Below are 20,236 nucleotides of genomic sequence, written 5' to 3' on the forward strand. Positions count from 1 at the left end.
CTACCGGCGCAGACCCTGAACCCGGAACCGGCTGGCGCGGCGGGAGGAGTACTCCACGAGCAGGGAACTTCCCAGCATGAGCAGGGTCGCACCCACCGGGGGCAGCACGCCTGCGGCGGCGAGGACGATGGCGGCCGCGTTGTAGATGCCGGCGAACCACAGGTTCCTGTCGGCGATGCGGTTGACGCGGCGGGCGTGCTCGATGGCTTGGGGCACGGCCATGACGTCGTTGCGCACGAGCACCACGTCGCTGACGTTGTTCCAACTCGGCGCCTTGGTGCCGTAGAGGTCCTCGCCGGCGTACAGGATGCCGGAGTCCGCCACGCGCAGCACCGGCAGCACGCTGGAATCGCCCACCATGGCCACAATGCCGCCCTGGGTGTGCAGGGCGCGCACCGCGGCGGGTTTCTGGTCGGAGCGGATGCCCGCGAGCACCTGGGAGATGCCCAAAAAGTCGGCGAAGCGGCGCGCGACCGGATAGGTGTCGCGCGAGAGCATCACCGTTTCCACGCCCATGGATTCCAGGGTGTCCACCGCCTGGATAGCGTCTTCCTTGGCGGGGTCGAAAAGTGTGATCACGCCGCGGTCTTTGCCGTCCCAGCGCACCACCACCGGGGTGCCGCCTGTGGTGGCAGCCACCAACAGCTTGCCATTGAGCTGGGACAGGTTGGTGGGCCGCCACAGGGAGGCGTCGAAAGTATGGGTGCGGGCGTTCTCCCCGGAGCCCCAGGTGGCAGTGAGGCGGCCGCCGAACTCGCCGTCGGGGGTGACTGTGTCGTCACCGACCTCAATCCAATTCGGCAGGCGCGGGTCTCCGGAGCGGGCGTCGCGCACCTCGCGGGCTGCCTTCACAATGGCGCGCGAGGCCGGGTGGTCCGAATCCGCGGACAGCACGCCGGCGATGCGCACCACTAGTTCGCTGCTCTCTCCGTCTGCGGCGGTGACCGTTTCCACGTGCATCTGCGGCAGCACCAGGGTGCCCACGCGGTTGAACACGGCGGTGTCCACCTTGGACAGGATGCGCAGCGCGTTGCCATCGCGCATGAGCACGCCGTTGCACACGGCGGCCTCGATACCCTGGCGGATCGCCAGCGCCGGCGAGATGGCAAGGCTAAACGGAGCAACCACCACCAAAATCGCCAAGGCTGTCGACGCCGCAGTGTTGACGTTTCCGGTAAACAGCAGCCACAGGCCGAAGTCCAGCACCGCAATCGCATACGCGGCCGGGATGAGCATGCTGGCGGAGCGGGTGGAGACCATTGTGGCGGCGTTCTGGTGGCGCGAGGCCTCCTCCAGCCATCGCTGAACTGCCGTCAAAAGCGTGGTGTGGCCGACGCGGATCGTGCGGACCTTGATGTCGCCCTCGCGCAGGACGGAGCCCGCCACGACGCGCTTGCCCACCTTCAACTGTGGGCTGTCATGGGTGTTCACCAGCTCCCAGCCGATCGTGCCGGATCCGCCGACCACTTCCCCGTCGACGGGAATGACCTGGCCTGCGCGCACGCGGACGTCGTCGCCACGCATGATCTCCGTCGCTGGGAGCTGCTCGCAGCCGCCGCCCTTCTTGCGGTGAGTGACCTCGTAGTTCGACTCTGCGCCGGGGCGGCGCGCCTCCAACTCGTCCAGCAAGTTGGTGCGCACCCGCATAGAGAAGAAGCGGCCGAGCAGCAGCAACGTCGTCACTGTGCAGGAGACTTCCAGGTAGAGCTCCGGGCCGCGGCCGATCTCCAACGGCACCCAGGTGCCGCTGGATTGGTAGCCGATGTGCCCGGCCTGGGTAAACAACAGCATGGCAAAGGACCACAGGTAGGACGCCAAAATGGCGATGGAACTCGCACCGTCCAACGCCGAGAGCCCGCGGCGCACGCCACCGGCCATCGCGCGGTGGAACGGGGAGGCGCACCACAGTGCCACCGGGGTGGTCAGCGCGAACGCCACCCACTGCCAGCCCGGGAACCCGAGGGCAGGCACGTAGGTCAGCAGCAGCACCGGGATGGTCAGCACCACCGCCAGCCACAGCCTGCCCGGGGTGACTAGGTCGCGGGCGGTAAACAGCACGTCGCCGCTGCGGCGCTCCGCGCGGGTTTTGTTCTGCACGAACCCCTGGGCGCGGGCCAAAAGGTGCGCCGCTTCTTCTTTCCGGTGGTGTTTGGCGCGCCGCGGCATGGGGTGTTCCGTCCAGTAGCGGCCGTGGGCGCGGCGCTGCAGGGTGGAGTCTGTGACCACGGGGGTCACGCCGAACTCTTCGATGGTCTTGATCAGCTGCGGCAGCGGCATGGTCGCCGGTGCCGTCACCCACGCCATGCGGGTGGGGTACACCAGGCGGGCGGAAACGCCGTCGAGGGATTCGAGGGCGTCTTCGATCTCTGTCAGCTGCGGGCCGTCCTCCAGCCCGTGCAGCTCGAAGGCGTAGGAGGCATTGGGGCGCACGAGCTCGCCGTCCAGGTCGCGACGGGCAGTGGCCGGGTCGACTCCGGCTTCCCTGGCTGCGTCGCGGGCGGCCTCGATGTAGTCGTCGAGCTCCTCGCCGCTCAGCTGGGCCAACTTGGCGCCTTCGCGCCCAGTGGTGCTGAGCTTTTCCAGGTCCTCCCCCTCGTACTTGCTCATTCCACCCCTTCCCAAACGTCGCCGCTGCGCTTATCCACAAACGCGTTGGCGGCCGGGCGGAACACGAAGAACAGGGCGAAGACCAGAACGCCCACTACCACGAATGCGGCCCAGCCGGCCACGCCGACGAAGAAGCTGGACAGCTGCAAAAACACCGCCAGGCCGATGAACCCGGCCAGCCAACGGCGCGCGACTTTCGAGCCTTTTGGCAAGTAGGCGCAGCACGATGTGATGAGGGAGCCGAGGATGATGCTGCCCCAGGTGTAGATCCGCAGGTTGCGCGCGAAGATGCCCTCGACGTCCGCGTCCAGGTCCTTGGGCGAATCCGAAACCATCGTCAGAAACGCGATGACGAACATCAGCAGCGCCGCAAGAAGGCACAGGTAGTAGCCGATCTTCAGCGGCTTCGGCCACGCCTGGCCGACCTCGCCGGTAAAGCGCCGGTTCCTGTCGTTCGGGTCCGACACCATCGTCGGGAACATCCCTGCCACGGTTTAGTGCTCCTTCTTCTCCGCCGTCTCCGCAGTGGTGCTGTCTTTGTCCTTGGGCGGCTTGGTCCACGCCACGGAGTCCTTATCCACTGAATAGATCACGCCCATCACGCCCGCAACACCAAGGACGATCTGGATGACGCCGTCGATACCGAAAATTGCCGTTGGCACCGTGGTGGAAGCCGGGACCATCATGAACAGCGTGAGCATGCGCAGCCCGAAAAACACGGAGAAGATCTGCAGCAGCCGGCGGGCATTTTCCGCCCACTTCGCCTGTTTTTGCACCGCCCGCAGCGCGAAGACGAACAGAAGGATCACGCCGAGCTGCAGCAGCGCCATGATGAAGATGGAGCCGTACACGCTGGCGTTCATCAGCGCCTCGGAGACCTCGCCGTCGCTGTTTTTGGCGCGCTCCTTGGCCACCTCACGCAGCGCGGACGGGTCGATCACGCTCGCCGCCACAGCAAGAATCTGGTGCAGCAGTTCCCCGCCGATCATCACGGTCCAGGCCGCGAGCATGTAGCGCACAGCTTCTGGCATGGAGCCTTTTTGCTTCTCGACGGCCTCCGGTTCCACCCTGCTCGGCGACCCCGGATTCATTGGCGGCAAGCTAACCATTGAGCCTCTTTGCTGCCTCGATGGCGTAGTAGGTGAAAATCTGGTCTGCGCCGGCACGCTTGATGGATACCAACGCTTCCATCATCGTCTCCTCGTAGTCGATCCAGCCGTTCTGGCCAGCGGCGTTGAGCATGGCGTACTCGCCGGAGACTTGGTAAGCGGCCACCGGCACCGGGGACATTTCCGCGATCTTGGCCAGCACGTCCAGGTACGGGAGCGCGGGCTTGACCATGACAAAGTCGGCGCCCTCGGCGATGTCCAGCTCCGTTTCCAAAAGCGACTCGCGCACGTTGCCCGGATCCTGCTGGTAGGTGCGGCGGTCGCCTTTCAGCGAAGAGCCGACCGCGTCGCGGAACGGGCCGAAGAACTTGGAGGCGTACTTCGCGGAGTAGGCCATGATGGCGACGTCGGCGAAGCCTGCGCGATCAAGCGCTCCGCGAATCTTTTCAATCTGGCCGTCCATCATGCCGGACGGGCTGACAATGTGCGCGCCCGCGCGCGCCTGGGCCACCGCCATCTCACAGTAGATCTCCACGGTGGGGTCGTTGTCCACCACCTCCCTGCCGTGCGCGTCGGTGGTGAGCACGCCGCAGTGGCCGTGGTCGGTGAACTCGTCCAGGCAAGTGTCCGCCATGATGATCAGTTCGTCGCCGAACTCCTTGCGCAGCAGCGCAATCGCGCGGTTGAGCACGCCGTCTTCGGCAACCGCAACGGAACCGGTGGCGTCCTTGTCCTCATCGCGCGGCACGCCGAACAGGTCCACGCACTTCACGCCGGCGTCGAGGGCCTCGCGGCAGATCTCAACCAGCGATTCCGGGGTGTGCTGGTACACGCCCGGCATGGACGGAATCTCCCGCGGGGCGTCGATGCCGTCGGCGATGAACAGCGGGAGGATGAAGTCTGCCGGGTGCAGTCGCGTCTCCGTGACAAACTCACGGATAGCGGGGGTTTGCCGCAAGCGGCGGGGGCGTCGAGTCAAGTCGTAATCAGCCATGCGCCACATCTTAGAACGCACACCCGACACGACCCAGCTGGCGCATTGTTAGCCAGCTGCGGCCGCGGTTTCCCCGCCGGTGCTCTTGTCAGCCTTCGCTGCCTTCCGACGCTTCTTGCGCGGCGGCGGCAACTGCCCCGACGCACGCAGACCCGCCACGTGCTCCGCCAGAGTGTCGACGAGGTTGGGGATGTCGGCGACCTCCGGGACGACGTCGACACGCAAGCCTTGCTCCCGCGCCTCTGCCTCAGTGACCGGGCCGATGCAGGCGATGACCGTGCGCGAGTGCGGCTTGCCCGCAATACCCACGAGGTTCTTCACCGTCGACGGGGATGTGAAGCACACGGCGTCGAAGCCGCCGGTCTTGATCATGTCGCGCGTCTCCGGCGGCGGCGGGGCGGCGCGCACGGTGCGGTAGGCGACTACGTCGTCGACCTCCCAGCCCTTTTCCCGCAGGCCGTCCACCAGCACGTCGGATCCGAGGTCCGCGCGCGGCAGCAGCACGCGCGAGACCGGGTCGATGTCCTCGACGTACTCCGGGAACGCCTCCGCCAGGCCAGCCGCGTTCTGCTTCGTGCGGTGCGGCACAAGCTCCGGCTGCATGCCGCGGGCGATCAGCGCATCGGCGGTCTTCTGCCCCACCGCGCCCAAGTGCACGCCGGCGAACGAGCGGGCGTCCAAGCCCAGCTCCTCAAACTTCGACCACACCGCGTCGACGGCGTTGACCGAAGTGAACAGGATCCACTGGTAGCGGCCCTCCACGATGCCCTTGATCGCGCGGTCCATCTGCGCGGGGTTGCGCGGCGGCTCCAGGGAGATCGTGGGCACGGACTGCGGAATCGCGCCGTGCCGCGACAGACGGGCGTTCATCGGCCCCGCCTGGGACTTCGCACGCGGCACGAGCACGCGCCAGCCGTACAGCGGTCGGTTTTCCCACCACGAGTACTTCGAGCGGTCGTCCGCCGCGGTGCCGAGGGTGACCACCAGCGGCCCCTCCAGCTCGGCGTCGAGCTTGCCAACGGTGCCCAGGGTCGCGTCGAACGTGCGCTGCAGGCGGGTGGTGCCGCGCGTGGTCACCGTCACCGGCGTGGACGCCTGGAAGCCCCGCTGCGTGAGCTGCTCCACCATATCCGCCAGGTGCTCCTGGTTCGCCTGCAGCACCAGCGGCTGCGGGGCGGCGGCGAGCTGGTCCCAGTCCACGTCGCCGTTATTCAGGTCGGCTTCCGTGTAGGTCGAGCCCAGCGCGATACCAGCGAACGACGGCACCGTCGACGGCAGCGACATCCCCGGCACGACCTGGAACTCCATGCCCTCGGCCGCGACCGCGGAGATCTCCTCCATCACGGCATCGCGTGTCAGCGGGTTGCCGGACACCAGGCGGATCACGTCGCCGTCGCCAGCCTCGCCGCGCTCCACGATGTCCGCGGCTTCTGTCAGCGCGAGCTTCAGCTTCTCGACGATCACGCCGCCGTCCAGCCCAACCTCCTGCAGCTCTGCAGCAGTCGGGTCCTCTGGCCGGGGCGGTTTACGCCTCGCACCGGCTGCCTTCGCCTCGGCGCACATCTGCTCGTATCGCTCGTTCGCCGCGTCCATCTTAGCTTTCGGCACCGGCAGCGCCGACCCGACGACGCTTCGGACCCCCGCTGACACCTCAGGGTCCACGAGGGCGATAGAATTGGATTCCATTACCTCGCGGGCGCGAACCGTGAGCAACTCTGGGTTGCCCGGTCCGGCACCAACGAAGATCACCTTCCCCGGCTGGGGGGTGTGAGTGGGCTCTGTCATGGAGAAATCTCTTCTAGGCACAAATAAACCGCCCCCGCGCGGCTGGGTTCGCGGTGTTGATCGGCCTGAAAGCGGCCCACCGACCCGATTGCGCGGAGGGTATCGAACGTATGGTATCTCCACCATAAAATGCTTCAGCTCGAGAACAAAACCAGCGCTGTATTCCAGCGTCTCTCGGCGCTTCCCCGCCGCCCCGGCCACCGATACACACCCACTCCACCGGATCTGCTAGTTCCCCCGGGCATCCATCAAGCACGAACTAGCAGATCACGCCACTGCTGAAAATAATTGCCAACATCACCTGGCCAAACACAAAGTTGGACACTTGATCTGCTAGTTGCGTTTTTGAGCGAACTAGCAGATCCGCAGGTAGAGACAAGCGAAACGATGAAAGCGCGGCCCAGCGCTACTCCATCAGGTCGGCGGCGCCGCGCTCCAGCAGCGCCTCGGCGACCTTGCGGCCCAGCTCAGCCGGGTCAGTCCCCTGCGCTTCCTCCACCAGCTGGCGGGAGCCGTCCAGGGCGAACACGCCCGCGCGCAAGGTCACGCCCGCGCCGTCGAATACGGCCGAGGCTGCGACCGGCGCGGTGCAGCCCGCTTCCAAACGGGCCAGCACAGCGCGTTCGGCGGTGGATTCGGCGGTGGCGGCGACGTCGACAAGCTTGTCGATTGCCTCGCGCGCCACAGCATCGTCGGAGCGGCACTCCACCGCCAGCGCCCCCTGGGCGGGAGCCGGCATGAACACCTCGGGCGCGAAGACCTCGGTGGCGCGGTCGCCGTAGCCGCCACGCACGAGGCCTGCGTAAGCCAGGATGATCGCGTCGAGCTCACCGTCTTCCACATACGACATGCGGCGCTCGATGTTGCCGCGCAGCGGGCGGATGTCCAGGTCAGGACGCGTCCCCTTGAGCTGGGAGATGCGGCGCGGCGCGGAGGTGCCCACGCGCGCGCCTTCGGGCAGCTCAGCCAGGGTCAGTCCGTCGCGGGCGATGAGCGCTTCGCGGCTATCCTCGCGGGTGGGGATAATCATGTGGGCCCGCGGCTCGTCGGCAGTGGGCAGGTCCTTAAACGAGTGGACAGCGATGTCCACCTCGCCGTGAAACAGTGCGTCGCGCAGCGCGGAGGTGAACACGCCGACGCCGATGCGCTCCACGGGCGCTTGGGACAAGTCGCCCGGGGTGGTCACGATCTGCAGTTCAGCCGCGTGGCCGTGCTCGCCCAGCGCGTCGCGGACGTGCCCGGTCTGTGTGGTAGCCAGGTGGGATCCGCGTGTACCAATTTTGAACATCTACTTCTCCTTGCCGTGCAGTTCCTCGGGCAGCGGCAGCTTCTGCGCGTCCACCGCCACGGAGGGGCTTTCCAGCCCGAACAATTCGGTGACCGCCTCTTCCACGCTCACCGTCTCCGCCGTCGCCGCCAGCTCTTTGATCTTCACTGTCGGCGCGTGCAAAAGCTTATCGACGACACGCTTGACCATGCGGCTGACCTGATCAAAGTCGTCCTCGGACATCTCCGGCAGACGGGTTCTAAGCCGCTGCAGCTCTTGGCCGGAAATCTCCGCGGCGTTGCGACGCAGGCGCGTCACCGCCGGGGCCACCTCGCGCACGCGCTGTTCCGAGCCGAACGTGTCCACCTCGTCGGCCACGATCGCTTCGGCGCGGCGCAGCGCGCGGGAGTCCGCGGTGTCGCTCCCGCGCATCTTCTCGTGCAGTAACTCGATGTTGACCAGGTGCACGCCTTCGATGTCTGCGACGGCGTCGTCGATGTCGCGCGGCAGCGACAGGTCCGCGAGCACCAGCGGGCCCGGGATGTCGGCCGGGGTGATGGTGAACTCGTCGGAGGCGGTGGCGGAGACCACCAGATCCACGTGGTCCAGCACCGAGGCGCGGTCGGCGAAGTCCACCACGTCGGCGGGCACGCCGGCCTCGCGGGAGTGTTCGGCGAGGCGCTCAGCGCGGTCGCGGGTGCGGTTGGCCAGCACCAGCTTGTCAATGCCCTTTTTGCCCAGGTGCGTGGCGGCGAGCGAGCTCATCGCGCCGGCGCCGAGGACGAGTGCGGTTTTGCCCCGGAGGTCGTCGATACGCATGAGCTCCATCGCCTCCTCGAGCGCGACAGTGACCATGGACGCGCCCGAGTCGTCGATGCCCGTTTCGGTGTGGACCCGCTTGCCGGTGTGCAGCGCCGCCTGGGCCAGCGAGTGCAGGTTCGGGCCCACGGTGCCCCGCTCCACAGCATCGACGTAGGCGGAACGCACCTGGCCGATGATCTGTTGTTCGCCAACCACCATCGAATCCAGGCCGGATGCCACGGTGAAGATGTGCTCCGCGGCCGCGTCCGAGTAGCGCACGTACAGGTAGCGGCGCAGCTCGGCGGCGTCTACGCCGGAGACGTCTGCAAGCACCCGCAGCACGTCCTCCACTCCGGCGTGAAACGCGTTGGTGACGGTGTAAACCTCCAAGCGGTTGCACGTGGAGATGATCATCGCCTCAGACAGAGACGGCTGCTTCACCAGCGCGCCCGCTGCTCCGTCCTGGACCGCCGTGTCCATGCTGAGCCGCTCCAGCAGGGCCACAGGCGCGGACCTGTGCGACATCCCCACAAGCAGAACACTCACGCAAAACCCTCCAGTCCGGTTGAAAATCACACTAAAGGATAGACCTTTAGTTGGACAGCGCCGCGTCGAGGTCGTCGTTGTCCACTTCCCAGCAGGCGAACTCATCGCCGTCAATGACCACAACCGGCACCCGGTCGCCGTATTCCGCAGCCAGCTCCGGGTCCTTGTCCACGTCCACCAGCGCGAGCTGCACGCCGTGCTTTGCCACCACAGGGGCGATCTGACCGGCCACCCGTTCGCACGAACCGCACGTGGACCGCACCATCAGCTCCACCTTTTTCATCCCCGCTCCTCCTGTGAGTGCTGTTGCCAGGGCGTTGTACGATTGCACACGCTAACACCCCCACCCGAAAGAGCCCGAAGTTTCATGTCTGATCAGCGCGAATTCCTCGCGCAGTGGTCCCAGTCCCAGGGCAACCTGCGCCGCTTCCTCGAAGAGCGCGTCATGCCGCCTCTCGACGACGACGCGCAGCGCACCGCCGGTCGCGCCGCCGCAGCCGCTGCGGTGGAAGAGACCTTCGGCATCAACATCGACGACTTCGCGCTCGGCGTGGACTCCGTCGGCGGCGCCTTCGAAACCGCCGGCCGTCAAAAGATCACCCCGCCCGACCCGGAAGTCCCCCAGGACACTGAAGCGGCCGCGTTTTTCGACGTGGACAACACGCTCATCCAAGGCTCCTCGCTGATTCTGCTGGCCCAGGGGCTGTTTAAGAAACGCTTCATCACCCTGTCCGAGCTGGCGCCTGCCCTACGCAAGCAGATCCGCTACCGCGTCTCCGGCTCCGAAAACGCCGACGACATCGCCGAGGGCCGCGAGCAAGCCCTGGCTATTGTGAAGGGCAAAAGCGTCGAGGAGCTCAAGCAGGCCTGCCGGGAGATTGTGGACAACCGGATGCTGCAAAAGTCATACGCCGACACCATCGAGCTGGCCTCCATGCACCTCGCCGCCGGCCAGCAGGTGTGGCTGGTCTCCGCCACCCCGGTGCAGATCGGCCAGGCACTGGCCGAAACGCTCGGCTTCACCGGGGCGCTGGGCACCGTGGCGGAAGAGGAAGACGGCAAGTTCACCGGCCGTCTGGTCGGCGACATCCTGCACGGCCCCGGCAAGAAGCACGCCGTGGCGGCTCTGGCCGCGCTGCAGCAGCTGGACCTGTCCAAGTGCACCGCCTACTCCGACAGCGTCAACGACCTGCCCATGCTGGAAATGGTCGGCTCCCCCGTGGCGGTCAACCCGGACCGGGCGCTGCGCAAGCACGCCAAGGCCCAGGGCTGGGCGGTGCGCGACTACCGCTCCGTGCGCCGGGTGGTGCGCGCCGGCGTGGTCCCGGCCGTGCTGGCTGCCGCGGGTCTGTGGTGGTGGTGCCGACGCCGGTAGCGCGGCCGCGGTAGATGGCGACGGGGTCGGGGCGCTGGGCCAGGGCACCGGGTTCTAGATGCTTACCCCAGGATGCTTACCGGTGCTAGATGCTTACCCGAGGATGCTTACTTCTCGAGTGACGCGGCGGTGGCGGCCGGAGGTTCGTCGAGAAGTAAGCATCTAGAAGTAAGCATCCTCGGACGGTAAGCATCTAGAAGTAAGCATCCTGCCCCGCAGAAATCAAAAAACCCGCCCTCGATGGGGCGGGTAAAGCTCGCGACTTACTTGCCGAGCTTACGACGCTGCACGCGAGTGCGGCGGAGCATCTTGCGGTGCTTCTTCTTGGACATGCGCTTGCGGCGCTTCTTAATCACTGAACCCATTGGGCTACCTCTTTTCTGTTCAAAGTGCGTACGTACGCGGCCGGCGCAACCGCTTCCGCGGCTCGCGGGAGGTGCACACTCCCACAGGGGTGGCCGACCTGATCGTTCAAAGCATACCGGCAGGCCTTTTCAGTGCCAAAACACCCGCCGCACCGTGAAAACCGGTGCGGCGGGTGTTTTCTCGAGGCCCAGTAAACGAGACCTTGGACTATCCCACGTCGTAGACGGAGGACTCCAGGTACTCGCTCACTGCCGTCTCGTTCACGCGGAAGGAGCGGCCCACACGGACGGCGGGCAGCTCGCCGGAGTGGACGAGGCGGTAAACGGTCATCTTGGATACGCGCATGATCTCCGCGACCTCGGCGACCGTCAGGAACTTTCCTTTATCTTCGTTAACCACTTAATTCATACCTCTCGGCACGCAAACGCGCTGCAGGCTTCCCCTCCCGCAGGACGAACACGCACGTGCTTGAACCACCCTAACGTGAAACCAGCGTCGAGTGCGACTTAAGTGGAAGAAAATTTTCAAAGTGCAGGCAGTGAACCCACAGAAACGGGTGTGAATGATGGGATTTGGGCTACTTGCCTAGCTCGGCCGAACGCTCCGCGCAGATCTCGGTGGCGCGGTAGAACGCGCCACGCAGGCCGGATTCCTCCAGCTCGCGGATCGCGCGCACGGTGGTACCGGCCGGTGAGGAGACGTTCGCCCGCAGCTGCACGGGGCTGTCCTCGCCCTCGAGCATTGCGCCGGCGCCGGCGGCGGTGGCGCAGGCCAGCTGCTCGGCCAGGTCGCGCGGCAGGCCGAGGGACACGCCCGCGTCCACCAGCGCCTCGGCCACCAGGAAGAAGTACGCCGGGCCTGATCCCGAGATGGCGGTCACGGCGTCTATTTGAGATTCGGCGACCTGGACAACCTGGCCCGCGGCGGACAACAGCTCCACCACAGCATTTCGCTGTTCCTCGCCGACAAACCGCCCGCAGGCGGCAGCAAGGACGCCTTTGCCAACCAGCATCGGCGTGTTCGGCATCACGCGCACGATCGGGGTACCGGCGGCGGACACGGCGTCTTCCATCGCGGCGATAGTCACGCCCGCTGCCATAGACACCAGCACAGTAGACGAGCCCGAGCTTGTCAGCTCCTCGCCCACCTCCGCGATGACGTCCAAGATCTGCGCGGGCTTGACGCACAGCAGCGCCACGTCTGCGTCGCGTACGGCCTCGCGGTTGTTGGAGGTGGTGCGCACGCCGTAGCGCTCGGCCAGCTCGGCACTGCGCGACGAGGACCTGTTTGTCGCTGTGATCGAGCTCGGCTTCACCCCATTGGCAACGAGACCCGAGATGAAGGCCTCGCCGATATTGCCTGCACCAATTACGGCGATGCGTTCCATGTCGCTCCTCAAAAAAGGTCGTCTGGAGGTTTTTACAGCAGTGCCGGGCCGAACGCCACGACCGCGGCGGCCAGGCCGGCGATGATCATGGTGACCTTGTCGCGGCCGCTAGCCATGGCGCCGACGGCGGCGACCACCGCGGCAACCACACCGACGCCGACGAGCACCGCCACAATCGCCATCGCGTTGGCCCACAGCCACTTGAATGCCAGGAAGCCCAGCACGCCCAGCAACACGCCGAAGAACACCAGCAGGACCAGCAGGATCGGGTTGACCGCCGCCTCTTCGACCTCGTAGTCGGTGTCGTATTCGGCAGCGTCGAGGGGTTCTACCTCCTCGCGCAACTGCGGCTCCGGCGTATCTACCGTGCGGATCTCGCCGGTGTCGTCCGGCTGCGAGAACTTTTGCTTGGCGACGGGCTCCGCCGTGCCCTCGACCTTGCCCTCGACCTTGCGCAGCACGGTCGTGTCGTCGGTGGCCGGCTGGACCTTCGTGACCGAGGATCCCGCGGGCGCCGGCTTCGGCGCCTGCGCAACCGGTTTCGCAGCCGGTTTCTCGGCTGGCTTCGCGGCAGGGCGCAGTTTCACGGACCCGGCCTGGGCGGGCCTGTCCGCCGGCTTTGGTGCGGGCTTCGGCTCGGCCGGTGCGGGGGCCGGCTTCGGCGCTGGCGTCGGCTCCGGCGTCGGCGCCTGGGTGGGGGTCTTTTTGGGGGTATCCGAAGGTGCGTCGATAGGCACGCTGGAGTGCTTCACCTCAGCCGGCTTGACGTCGACCTTCTTGAACGAGTCGGTCAGTTCGGCAACGGAGACGCCGCCGTCCTCGAGGCTGCGACGGCGACGCGGGCGGCGCGGGCCGGACGGGTTTTCCTTTTCGGCGCGCGCGAGGAGCTCGGCAACAGTGAGCTGTTTGTCGGCCATTAGTTGTCGTCTCCTTCATTAGCTTCCTGCTCAGCGTCCAAAGACCCCTTGTCGATGCGCTTGAGAATCACACCCTCGCGCAACGCCCACGGGCAGATCTCTAACTTATCAACATTCAACGCACGCATCGCAGCTTCCGCCACCAGCGCACCAGCGACGATCTGGTGGGAGCGGTCCGAATTGATGCCCTCAAGCTCCGCGCGGTCCGCCGCCGTCATGCGGGAAATGAACGCGATGAGTTGTCGCAGACCCGGCGCGGTGAGCGTGCGCTGCACGAACGGGCCGGCGGACGACGGCGCGGCGCCGGTGAGGCGGGCCAGGGAGCGGAACGTCTTGGACGTGCCCACGGCCAGGCCGACCTCCCCCATCGCCTTGAACTGCTCGGCAGGACCAGCGAGCTCGGCGTCGATGTAGTCGCGCAGCATGTTGATCTTTTTGCGCTCCGGCGGGTCGGTGTCGAACCACTCGTGGGTCAAACGCCCCGCGCCCAGGTCCAGAGACACGGCCAGATCCGGCATCTCTTCGGTGCCCGTGGAGATCTCCAGCGAGCCGCCGCCGATGTCGAAGTTGGTGATGCGGCCGGCGGACCAGCCGTGCCAGCGGCGCGCCGCCAGAAACGTCAGGCGCGCCTCCTCCTCTCCGGAGAGGATGTTCAGCTTCACGCCGGTCTTCTTCTCCACGCGCTTGAGCACGTCCTGGGAGTTGGTGGCCGAACGCACCGCCGAGGTGGCGAATGCCACGAGTTCCTCGCACTTGAGGTTGTCCGCGAGGTCGGATGCCTCCTGGACAGCGTCGACAAGCTTGGCTACGCCTTTGTCCTCGATATTGCCCTTTTTATCCAGCAGCTCAACGAGACGCAGCGGCTGCTTCCAATCGCTCATCGGCGTCGGGCGGCTACCGCTGTACGCGTCGACCGCCACGAGATGGATCGTGTTGCTGCCGACATCTAATACACCTAATCGCACCACCCCAGGGTAACGGGTCTACCGTGTCCAGGTGTGAATCAACCAGCCCCGAAACCCGTTTTTCTCGGCTTCCCCGCGGACTCGCCGGCCGGCCGCTCCATCTTGGCGGGGCGCGAAACCCGCCCCGATTTCCCCCGCGAGTGGTTCGAATTCGTCCACCCGGATGATCCGAACCACATCTTCTCCATCGACCTGACCTGGGCGGAAGCGACTTGGTCCTGCCGCTTCGGCACGCCCGAGTGCCACGGCATCGACGAATCCAACTCGGCTGTCGGCTGCTGCATCCACGGCGCCTACATCGCCGACGAGGAAGACCGCGACACCGTTTACAACGCCGTCAAGGAAATGCCGGCGAAGTACTGGCAGCTGCGCCCAGCTGAGACGGACGCCTACTTCGCCGCCAACGACCCGACCTGGCTCGAGCCGTGGCTGGAGTGGGATGAAGACGAAGACGCGCTCGATGCCGAGCCCGACCCCGACGACGAGGAGGCCGGCCCCCACATCAAGACCAAGGTCGTCGACGGTGCCTGCATCTTCGCCAACCGCCCCGGCCACCCCACCGGCGCAGGCTGCGCGTTCCACCAGTTCGCCATAGCGGAAGGACGCAACATCGTGGGCACGAAGCCGGAGGTGTGCTGGCAGGTGCCGTTTTCCCGCGAGGACGCGTGGGAGGAGCGCTCAGACGGCCAGGAAATTCTGCGCACCACCATCGGCGAGTACCACCGCCGTCAGTGGGGCGGCGGCGGAGAGGACTTCGACTGGTGGTGCACCTCCGCGCCCGCCTGCCACACCGGCGGCACGCCCATCTGGCAGTCCATGAAAGACGAGCTCATCGCGCTGATCGGGGAAAAGCCGTACGGTGTCGTCGCGAAGCATTGCGAAAAGCGCGCCCAGCTTAGCGACGACCTCCGGGCCACCCACCCCGCAACCCAAGCCGCGCACTCATAATCCCACGAATGTCCCGTGAGCGCGCTTGCGCGCTCACGCCTCGAACTTGTAGCCGAGGCCGCGGACGGTGACGAGTTGGGTGGGGCGCGACGGCTCCGCCTCGATCTTGGTGCGCAGGCGCTTGACGTGCACGTCCAGGGTTTTGGTGTCGCCGACATAATCCGCGCCCCAGATACGGTCGATCAGCTGGCCACGAGTGAGCACACGGCCTGCGTTGCGCAGCAGGTACTCCAGAAGATCGAACTCTTTGAGCGGCATGGGCACTGGCTGGCCGTCCACAAGCACCGTGTGGCGCTCCACGTCCATGGTCACGCGGCCGCCCTGCAGCAACTGCTCGTCGATCTCCTCCACCACCTCGGTCTCCGGTCCGCGGCGCAGCACCGCACGAATGCGGGCGACAAGCTCGCGCGTGGAGTACGGCTTAGTCACGTAATCGTCCGCGCCCAGCTCCAAGCCGACAACCTTGTCAATCTCACTGTCGCGGGCGGTGACCATAATGATCGGCACAGACGACTCCGCACGCAGCTTCTTGCACACGTCAGTGCCGCTCATGCCCGGCAACATCAGATCCAGCAGCACCAAATCAATGTCATGGGAGGCGAACAGGTCTAGCCCCTCCTGCCCGTCGGCGGCCACGACGGCCTCGAAGCCTTCCTTGCGCAGCAGGTAGGCCAAAGGATCCGACAGCGATTCCTCGTCTTCAACGATAAGAATGGTCGTCACTTCACTCTTCCTTTTCTGTTCCTGTTCCGCCAGCGGCCTCGGGGTCGTACAGGGGCAGCTCGATAGTGAACGTTGAGCCCGTCCCAGGCCTCGACCACAATGTAATGGTACCGCCATGGTTGGCCACCACATGCTTCACGATGGCTAACCCGAGCCCCGTGCCGCCCGTGGAGCGCGAGCGCGCCTTGTCCACCCTGTAGAACCGCTCAAACACGCGCTTCTGATCCTCCGGCGCAATACCGATACCCCGGTCCGTGACCCTGATCAACACCACGTTGTCGCGCACCAGCTTCTGCGTCACGCTCACCGGTCGCCCGCTCGGCGAATAGTTGATCGCGTTGGTGATCAGGTTCGACAGCGCGACAGTAAGCATGGCCCGCTCCCCCATCACCCGCAGACCAAGACGCTGGCCGCGGGTGAGCTCAATACCGTGGTTCTCGGCGGCGACCAGGTTGCGCGCCACCGCGTCGTCCACGATGTCGTCCACCCGCACCGGGGCCATGTCCGGCAACGCCTCCGCGCCCTGCAGCTTGGACAGGGAAATCAGATCCGTGATCATCTCCCCCATGCGGTGAGCTTCCTTCTGCAGCTTGTTGCCGAAGTACTCCACCATCTCCGGGTCCGTGGGGTCCTGCAGCAGCGCTTCCGCGAGAAGCGCCATACCTCCCACCGGGGTCTTCAGCTCGTGGGAGACGTTGGCCACGAAGTCGCGGCGCGCGTTTTCCATGCGCACGTTTTCAGACTCGTCCGAGCCGTACACAATGGCGTACGAGTTGTCCGTCAACGTCAGCGGAGCGACCAGCGCGCGCACGTTCCGGATCCGGCTGCCGGTGGTGCGCTGCGGCAAATCCAGGTCGAGGACATGTTCTTCCTGCTGCTCAAGCACGTCCTTCGCCGCCTCCAGCACGCGGGGGTTGACGCTGCCGTCGTGCACGATGGACATGTCGTGGGCCCGCGCGTTGGACAGCATCACGCTGCCGCTGCGGTTGATCACCGCGATACCGGTGGGCGACCCCTGGGTGACTAGGTGCAGCACCTGGCTGACCGCGGCGACGGTATCGTCCTGCGCGCCATCATCAGCCCGGTTCCGGGCGCGCCAGCGATGCGCCCACTGGCCGAGCAGCACAGCGGGCACGGTCAGCGCAGCGCCGATGAGAAAAGCGAGAATCGGCGTCACGGGGACAGTGTGCTACTTCTGCCCCTGGTTCGCCACAGCAGCGGCGCCGGCCTTCGCGGCCTCCGGGTCCAGGTAGGTGCCGCCGGGGTTGAGCACCTTGCCGTTTTCGTCAATCTCGTAGACCAGCGGCATGCCGGTCGGGATGTTCAGCCCTGCGATGTCCTCGTCCGAGATGTTGTCCAGGTACTTCACCAGCGCGCGCAGCGAGTTGCCGTGCGCTGCGACCATGACGTTCTTACCGGCCATGGCGTGCGGCGCGATGACGTCGATGTAGTACGGCAGGAAGCGCTCCACCACGTCCTTCAGGCACTCGGTGCGCGGCACCTCCGGCAGGAATGCGTAGCGCGGATCATTGGTCTGCGCGTACTCGTTGTCCGTGTCGATTTCCGGCGGCGGGGTGTCGTAGGAGCGGCGCCACTCCATGAACTGCTCCTCGCCGAACTCGTCGCGGATCTCCGCCTTGTTCAGGCCCTGCAGCTTGCCGTAGTGGCGCTCGTTGAGACGCCAATTGCGCTCCACCGGGATCCAGTGGCGGTCCGCCGCGTTCAGCGTGATGTTCGCGGTGCGGATCGCGCGGCGCAGCAGCGAGGTGAACAGGATGTCCGGGAGGACGCCTTTTTCAACCATGAGCTTGCCGGCGTTCACAGCCTCGGCCTCGCCCTGCTCGGTGAGGTCCACGTCCACCCAGCCGGTGAACTGGTTCGATTTGTTCCACTCGCTCTGCCCGTGGCGAACGAGAATCAACTTTCCGTTACCCATACCTTCAAGCATGCCACGGATGGGGACAACTGTCGGCGGTTTGCCGGCCGATTAGCTGGATCCTTGTAGCTGGATCCGCAACCGGAAGGGTGTGCCGGGGAGAGGACGGGCAGGGGTTTAGGGTTTGAATACATGTTGAAATCACGCCTCACAGCCACCGTCACAGCAGCCTTCGCAGCTGCCTGCGTCACCCTCGGCGCCCCAAACGCCGCCGCAGCAGCCCCCGCACTCGCCGCCCCCGGCGCACCGATCGCCATGCTTAACGACGACTCCGACTCCTTCGCCCACAGCGCACGATGCAGCCAGGGCCCGGCTGGCGCCGTCCGCACCCCGGACGGGCAAACGAAGCAGGTCATGGTCACCGCGGCGCACTGTTTCGAGGTCAAGGGCAAAACTGTCCGCCCTGTCGTGTTCGCGCCGGTGCGCGAACACGGGAAGGTGGGGTACCCGCGGGTGGGTGACGTGGATAAGCAACGCACCCCGTTTGAACTCGGCAACGGAGAGTTGATGGACTTCTACCGCATCATCGACGAGCCCGACTGGGCGACGGTGCGCCTCGCGCCCGGTGTGGAGCCGTCGGGCGTGTCATCGTCGGTGGATCAGAAGGGTCGCGGCCCGTCCGCGCCGGTGGCGATCACAGGGGTGAAGGACTACCGCAACCTGCGCGGTGACGAGCTGATCAGCTTCGACAATGCCGGCCAACCCCTTTGCAAGGACGGCATGCGCACCGGCCGCTCCTGCGGCGTGCAGATGTTTCGCACCCAGAACTTTGTGTGGCACTTCGGCGTGGGCTACGAATCGGGCGATTCGGGCGGCATCAACTATGACCCGCGCACCGGCGAGGCTGTGGGGCTGAGCATCATCGGCTTCGGGCCGCTGGGGAATTCGCAGCAGGTTGATAGGGCTCTTGAGGACGCCTACGGCATCCCCGACGGCCAGGTCAACGAGGCGTTCACCCCGGCAGGCGACGCGCAGCGCGCCGACTTCGCGCCGTTGTACGAGGATATGGCGCAGTCCTCCCCTCAGGCGCCCCAGCTTGTCGACGGCCCCCAGCCACGCGAGTTGCTCGACCGCGCCGTTATGGGCGCGCAGGCGGACGCGGCGCAGTTCAGCGCGGAGGCCGCGCAACTCCCACAGGCCGCCGATCCGGTTGCAGCGGCGCAGGACCTCGCCGGTCGCGCGAGCGCGGCGGCACAGCAGCACGCGGGCGATGTGCGCGGCGCCGTCGACGCGTTCCTGCGTTAAATCACACTGCTCACCGGCAGGTCCAGCGGCTCGTCGATAAGCATGGCAACGACATCGCCCTTTTGGGGCGGGTTCGCACTGGACGCAAAGATCAAGTCCGCGCGTTAAGGTATTTCTCATGCGATTGAGTCTTCGAACACCAGCAACAGCACTTGCAGCAGCCAGCATGCTCGCACTTCAGGCCCTCCCCACGCCGGCGGAAGCCGCGCCCGCCCTCGTGGCACCCGGCGCGCCGATGCGTGTGTTCCCGCAAGACCCGCCGAAGACGATCGACCTGCCTACCGGCCAGAAGCTGACCATGCCGCGCGACGGCTGGGTCGCCACCTGCTCCCAGGGCCCCAACGGCACCCTGCACCTGCCTGGCAAGGAACCACAGCGCGTGATGCTCACGGCCTCCCACTGCGTGAACACCATGCCCGGCTTCCCAGAGGTGAAAAACGAGTTCTACGCCCCCGTGGGCACCGAGTACAAGCGCTTCGGCGAGCGCGTGGCGTCCAACCACGTCACCCCGGAAGCAATGAACCTGGGCGACCCGATGCAGTCCATCCGCACTGCCGACTGGGGCGTGGTGCGCATCGACGACGGCGTGACCGAAACCGGCCTGTCCCACTCCCGCGACTTCAACGGTGGCGTGCGGGGCGAACCGGTGAAGATCACCCGTGTGCGCGATTTCCGCACGCTCGCCCCGGGCGAGGTCTCGGTCGACAACTTCGGCCAGCCCATCTGCAAGGACGGCGCCACCACGGGCCGCACCTGCGCCAAGCAGATCGGCCGCACCAGAAACGGCATCTACAGCTGGGGACTGAACTACGTGCAGGGCGACTCCGGCGGCGTCAACTACGACCCGCGCGACGGCGCCGCCATCGGCGTGTCCTCCATGACGCTCGGACCCCTCGGCAAGGCGCAGCCGGTGGACCGCATTATCGAGGACGCCTACGGCATCCCCGACGGCAAGGTCAACGAAGCGTTCACCCCCACCGACTCCACCGCGCCGCGCGAAAACTTCACCACCTCCGGTGAAGAGGAGGAACGCGTCACCGCCGAAATCGAGCGCCTCAACTCCAACCTCAAGCCGCCAGTGCCTCGCGAGGAGCTGCGCAAAGCCGTCGACAACGCCAAGCAAGAGGCCGCCGGCCTGGCGCAGAAGGCCTCGCAGGGCCAGTTCGACCCGGCAGAGGTCAACCGCGCCATCGGCCACCACTCCGACCGCATCGGCTACTGGGGCGGGGCATCCATCGGCGAGGAGATCGGCAAGCGCCTCTAGG

Annotated in this window: 20 protein-coding genes; 4 read left to right on the forward strand and 16 right to left on the reverse strand. The window is 66.2% G+C overall.

Features of this window, described 5'->3' with window-relative positions:
• From NUW87_RS03145 to NUW87_RS03180, 8 genes are all read right to left on the reverse strand, one after another.
• Nucleotides 1–2,607 (reverse strand): heavy metal translocating P-type ATPase, encoded by a 2,607-nt coding sequence (locus tag NUW87_RS03145; RefSeq protein ID WP_269027181.1) that lies wholly within the window; start codon nucleotides 2,605–2,607, stop codon nucleotides 1–3.
• Nucleotides 2,604–3,098, reverse strand: coding sequence for a hypothetical protein (locus tag NUW87_RS03150; protein WP_063937692.1), 495 nt, complete (start codon nucleotides 3,096–3,098; stop codon nucleotides 2,604–2,606). The genes NUW87_RS03145 and NUW87_RS03150 overlap by 4 nt, the downstream gene beginning before the upstream one ends.
• A gap of 3 nt (nucleotides 3,099–3,101) precedes the next feature.
• Complete coding sequence (locus tag NUW87_RS03155; protein ID WP_269027182.1) at nucleotides 3,102–3,698, reverse strand: hypothetical protein; 597 nt, start codon at nucleotides 3,696–3,698, stop codon at nucleotides 3,102–3,104.
• 10 nt (nucleotides 3,699–3,708) lie between these two features.
• Nucleotides 3,709–4,710, reverse strand: a complete 1,002-nt coding sequence (gene hemB, locus NUW87_RS03160) for a porphobilinogen synthase (protein WP_377733860.1) — start codon at nucleotides 4,708–4,710, stop codon at nucleotides 3,709–3,711.
• Nucleotides 4,711–4,758: 48 nt separating this feature from the next.
• A complete protein-coding gene (locus tag NUW87_RS03165; protein ID WP_269027183.1) occupies nucleotides 4,759–6,495 on the reverse strand; it encodes a uroporphyrinogen-III synthase in 1,737 nt (578 codons plus the stop codon).
• A gap of 406 nt (nucleotides 6,496–6,901) precedes the next feature.
• A complete protein-coding gene (hemC, locus tag NUW87_RS03170) occupies nucleotides 6,902–7,783 on the reverse strand; it encodes a hydroxymethylbilane synthase (RefSeq protein ID WP_269027184.1) in 882 nt (293 codons plus the stop codon).
• Nucleotides 7,784–9,109 carry a glutamyl-tRNA reductase gene (locus tag NUW87_RS03175; protein WP_269027185.1) on the reverse strand — a complete coding sequence of 442 codons (1,326 nt, stop codon included), beginning with the start codon at nucleotides 9,107–9,109 and terminating at the stop codon, nucleotides 7,784–7,786.
• Nucleotides 9,110–9,155: 46 nt separating this feature from the next.
• Complete coding sequence (locus tag NUW87_RS03180; protein ID WP_239217871.1) at nucleotides 9,156–9,392, reverse strand: glutaredoxin family protein; 237 nt, start codon at nucleotides 9,390–9,392, stop codon at nucleotides 9,156–9,158.
• 84 nt (nucleotides 9,393–9,476) lie between these two features.
• On the opposite strand from NUW87_RS03180, the gene NUW87_RS03185 reads away from it, so the two are divergent.
• On the forward strand, nucleotides 9,477–10,484 hold the full coding sequence (locus NUW87_RS03185; protein ID WP_269027186.1) for an HAD family hydrolase: 1,008 nt from the start codon (nucleotides 9,477–9,479) through the stop codon (nucleotides 10,482–10,484).
• A gap of 263 nt (nucleotides 10,485–10,747) precedes the next feature.
• Here NUW87_RS03185 and NUW87_RS03190 read toward each other — a convergent pair whose 3' ends face one another.
• The 5 genes from NUW87_RS03190 to NUW87_RS03210 all read right to left on the reverse strand — a co-directional run bounded on the left by NUW87_RS03190 (nucleotide 10,748) and on the right by NUW87_RS03210 (nucleotide 14,119).
• On the reverse strand, nucleotides 10,748–10,849 hold the full coding sequence (locus NUW87_RS03190) for a 30S ribosomal protein bS22 (RefSeq protein WP_003855542.1): 102 nt from the start codon (nucleotides 10,847–10,849) through the stop codon (nucleotides 10,748–10,750).
• Nucleotides 10,850–11,057: 208 nt separating this feature from the next.
• Nucleotides 11,058–11,249 (reverse strand): helix-turn-helix domain-containing protein, encoded by a 192-nt coding sequence (locus tag NUW87_RS03195; RefSeq protein WP_034997092.1) that lies wholly within the window; start codon nucleotides 11,247–11,249, stop codon nucleotides 11,058–11,060.
• 178 nt (nucleotides 11,250–11,427) lie between these two features.
• On the reverse strand, nucleotides 11,428–12,237 hold the full coding sequence (gene proC / locus NUW87_RS03200; RefSeq protein WP_239217867.1) for a pyrroline-5-carboxylate reductase: 810 nt from the start codon (nucleotides 12,235–12,237) through the stop codon (nucleotides 11,428–11,430).
• A 32-nt stretch (nucleotides 12,238–12,269) separates the two neighbouring features.
• Nucleotides 12,270–13,154 (reverse strand): hypothetical protein, encoded by an 885-nt coding sequence (locus NUW87_RS03205; protein ID WP_269027187.1) that lies wholly within the window; start codon nucleotides 13,152–13,154, stop codon nucleotides 12,270–12,272.
• The gene (locus tag NUW87_RS03210) at nucleotides 13,154–14,119 is read right to left on the reverse strand and encodes a Ppx/GppA family phosphatase (protein ID WP_269027188.1); all 966 of its coding nucleotides are present in this window, start codon (nucleotides 14,117–14,119) and stop codon (nucleotides 13,154–13,156) included. The genes NUW87_RS03205 and NUW87_RS03210 overlap by 1 nt, the downstream gene beginning before the upstream one ends.
• A 33-nt stretch (nucleotides 14,120–14,152) precedes the next feature.
• Here NUW87_RS03210 and NUW87_RS03215 point away from each other — a divergent pair, with 33 nt between their 5' ends.
• Complete coding sequence (locus NUW87_RS03215; RefSeq protein ID WP_239217861.1) at nucleotides 14,153–15,067, forward strand: DUF3109 family protein; 915 nt, start codon at nucleotides 14,153–14,155, stop codon at nucleotides 15,065–15,067.
• Nucleotides 15,068–15,100: 33 nt separating this feature from the next.
• Here NUW87_RS03215 and NUW87_RS03220 read toward each other — a convergent pair whose 3' ends face one another.
• Genes NUW87_RS03220 through NUW87_RS03230 form a run of 3 tightly spaced genes read right to left on the reverse strand, consistent with a single transcriptional unit; the run spans nucleotide 15,101 to nucleotide 17,726 of the window.
• On the reverse strand, nucleotides 15,101–15,790 hold the full coding sequence (locus NUW87_RS03220; protein ID WP_239217859.1) for a response regulator: 690 nt from the start codon (nucleotides 15,788–15,790) through the stop codon (nucleotides 15,101–15,103).
• Between the two features lies 1 nt (nucleotide 15,791).
• Nucleotides 15,792–16,967 (reverse strand): sensor histidine kinase, encoded by a 1,176-nt coding sequence (locus NUW87_RS03225; RefSeq protein ID WP_239217857.1) that lies wholly within the window; start codon nucleotides 16,965–16,967, stop codon nucleotides 15,792–15,794.
• 12 nt (nucleotides 16,968–16,979) lie between these two features.
• Complete coding sequence (locus NUW87_RS03230) at nucleotides 16,980–17,726, reverse strand: phosphoglyceromutase (RefSeq protein ID WP_269027189.1); 747 nt, start codon at nucleotides 17,724–17,726, stop codon at nucleotides 16,980–16,982.
• A 132-nt stretch (nucleotides 17,727–17,858) separates the two neighbouring features.
• Here NUW87_RS03230 and NUW87_RS03235 point away from each other — a divergent pair, with 132 nt between their 5' ends.
• Together NUW87_RS03235 and NUW87_RS03240 are read left to right on the forward strand one after the other, a co-directional pair.
• The gene (locus tag NUW87_RS03235) at nucleotides 17,859–18,971 is read left to right on the forward strand and encodes a chymotrypsin family serine protease (RefSeq protein WP_269027190.1); all 1,113 of its coding nucleotides are present in this window, start codon (nucleotides 17,859–17,861) and stop codon (nucleotides 18,969–18,971) included.
• A gap of 166 nt (nucleotides 18,972–19,137) precedes the next feature.
• On the forward strand, nucleotides 19,138–20,235 hold the full coding sequence (locus NUW87_RS03240) for a chymotrypsin family serine protease (RefSeq protein WP_269027191.1): 1,098 nt from the start codon (nucleotides 19,138–19,140) through the stop codon (nucleotides 20,233–20,235).
• Nucleotide 20,236: the final 1 nt, after the last annotated feature.

The sequence above is a fragment of the Corynebacterium pilbarense genome, assembly GCF_026930265.1.
GTDB classification, from domain to species: Bacteria; Actinomycetota; Actinomycetes; order Mycobacteriales; family Mycobacteriaceae; genus Corynebacterium; species Corynebacterium pilbarense.

What these genes read in the sequence shown, in the direction of transcription:
- NUW87_RS03235 (WP_269027190.1), top strand. Translation starts at nt 17,859, where the DNA reads ATGTTGAAATCACGCCTCACAGCCACCGTCACAGCAGCCTTCGCAGCT.
- proC (WP_239217867.1), bottom strand. Translation starts at nt 12,237, where the DNA reads ATGGAACGCATCGCCGTAATTGGTGCAGGCAATATCGGCGAGGCCTTC.
- NUW87_RS03155 (WP_269027182.1), bottom strand. Translation starts at nt 3,698, where the DNA reads ATGAATCCGGGGTCGCCGAGCAGGGTGGAACCGGAGGCCGTCGAGAAG.
- NUW87_RS03240 (WP_269027191.1), top strand. Translation starts at nt 19,138, where the DNA reads ATGCTCGCACTTCAGGCCCTCCCCACGCCGGCGGAAGCCGCGCCCGCC.
- NUW87_RS03205 (WP_269027187.1), bottom strand. Translation starts at nt 13,154, where the DNA reads ATGGCCGACAAACAGCTCACTGTTGCCGAGCTCCTCGCGCGCGCCGAA.
- NUW87_RS03230 (WP_269027189.1), bottom strand. Translation starts at nt 17,726, where the DNA reads ATGGGTAACGGAAAGTTGATTCTCGTTCGCCACGGGCAGAGCGAGTGG.
- hemB (WP_377733860.1), bottom strand. Translation starts at nt 4,710, where the DNA reads ATGGCTGATTACGACTTGACTCGACGCCCCCGCCGCTTGCGGCAAACC.
- NUW87_RS03190 (WP_003855542.1), bottom strand. Translation starts at nt 10,849, where the DNA reads ATGGGTTCAGTGATTAAGAAGCGCCGCAAGCGCATGTCCAAGAAGAAG.
- NUW87_RS03180 (WP_239217871.1), bottom strand. Translation starts at nt 9,392, where the DNA reads ATGAAAAAGGTGGAGCTGATGGTGCGGTCCACGTGCGGTTCGTGCGAA.
- hemC (WP_269027184.1), bottom strand. Translation starts at nt 7,783, where the DNA reads ATGTTCAAAATTGGTACACGCGGATCCCACCTGGCTACCACACAGACC.
- NUW87_RS03145 (WP_269027181.1), bottom strand. Translation starts at nt 2,607, where the DNA reads ATGAGCAAGTACGAGGGGGAGGACCTGGAAAAGCTCAGCACCACTGGG.
- NUW87_RS03165 (WP_269027183.1), bottom strand. Translation starts at nt 6,495, where the DNA reads ATGACAGAGCCCACTCACACCCCCCAGCCGGGGAAGGTGATCTTCGTT.
- NUW87_RS03185 (WP_269027186.1), top strand. Translation starts at nt 9,477, where the DNA reads ATGTCTGATCAGCGCGAATTCCTCGCGCAGTGGTCCCAGTCCCAGGGC.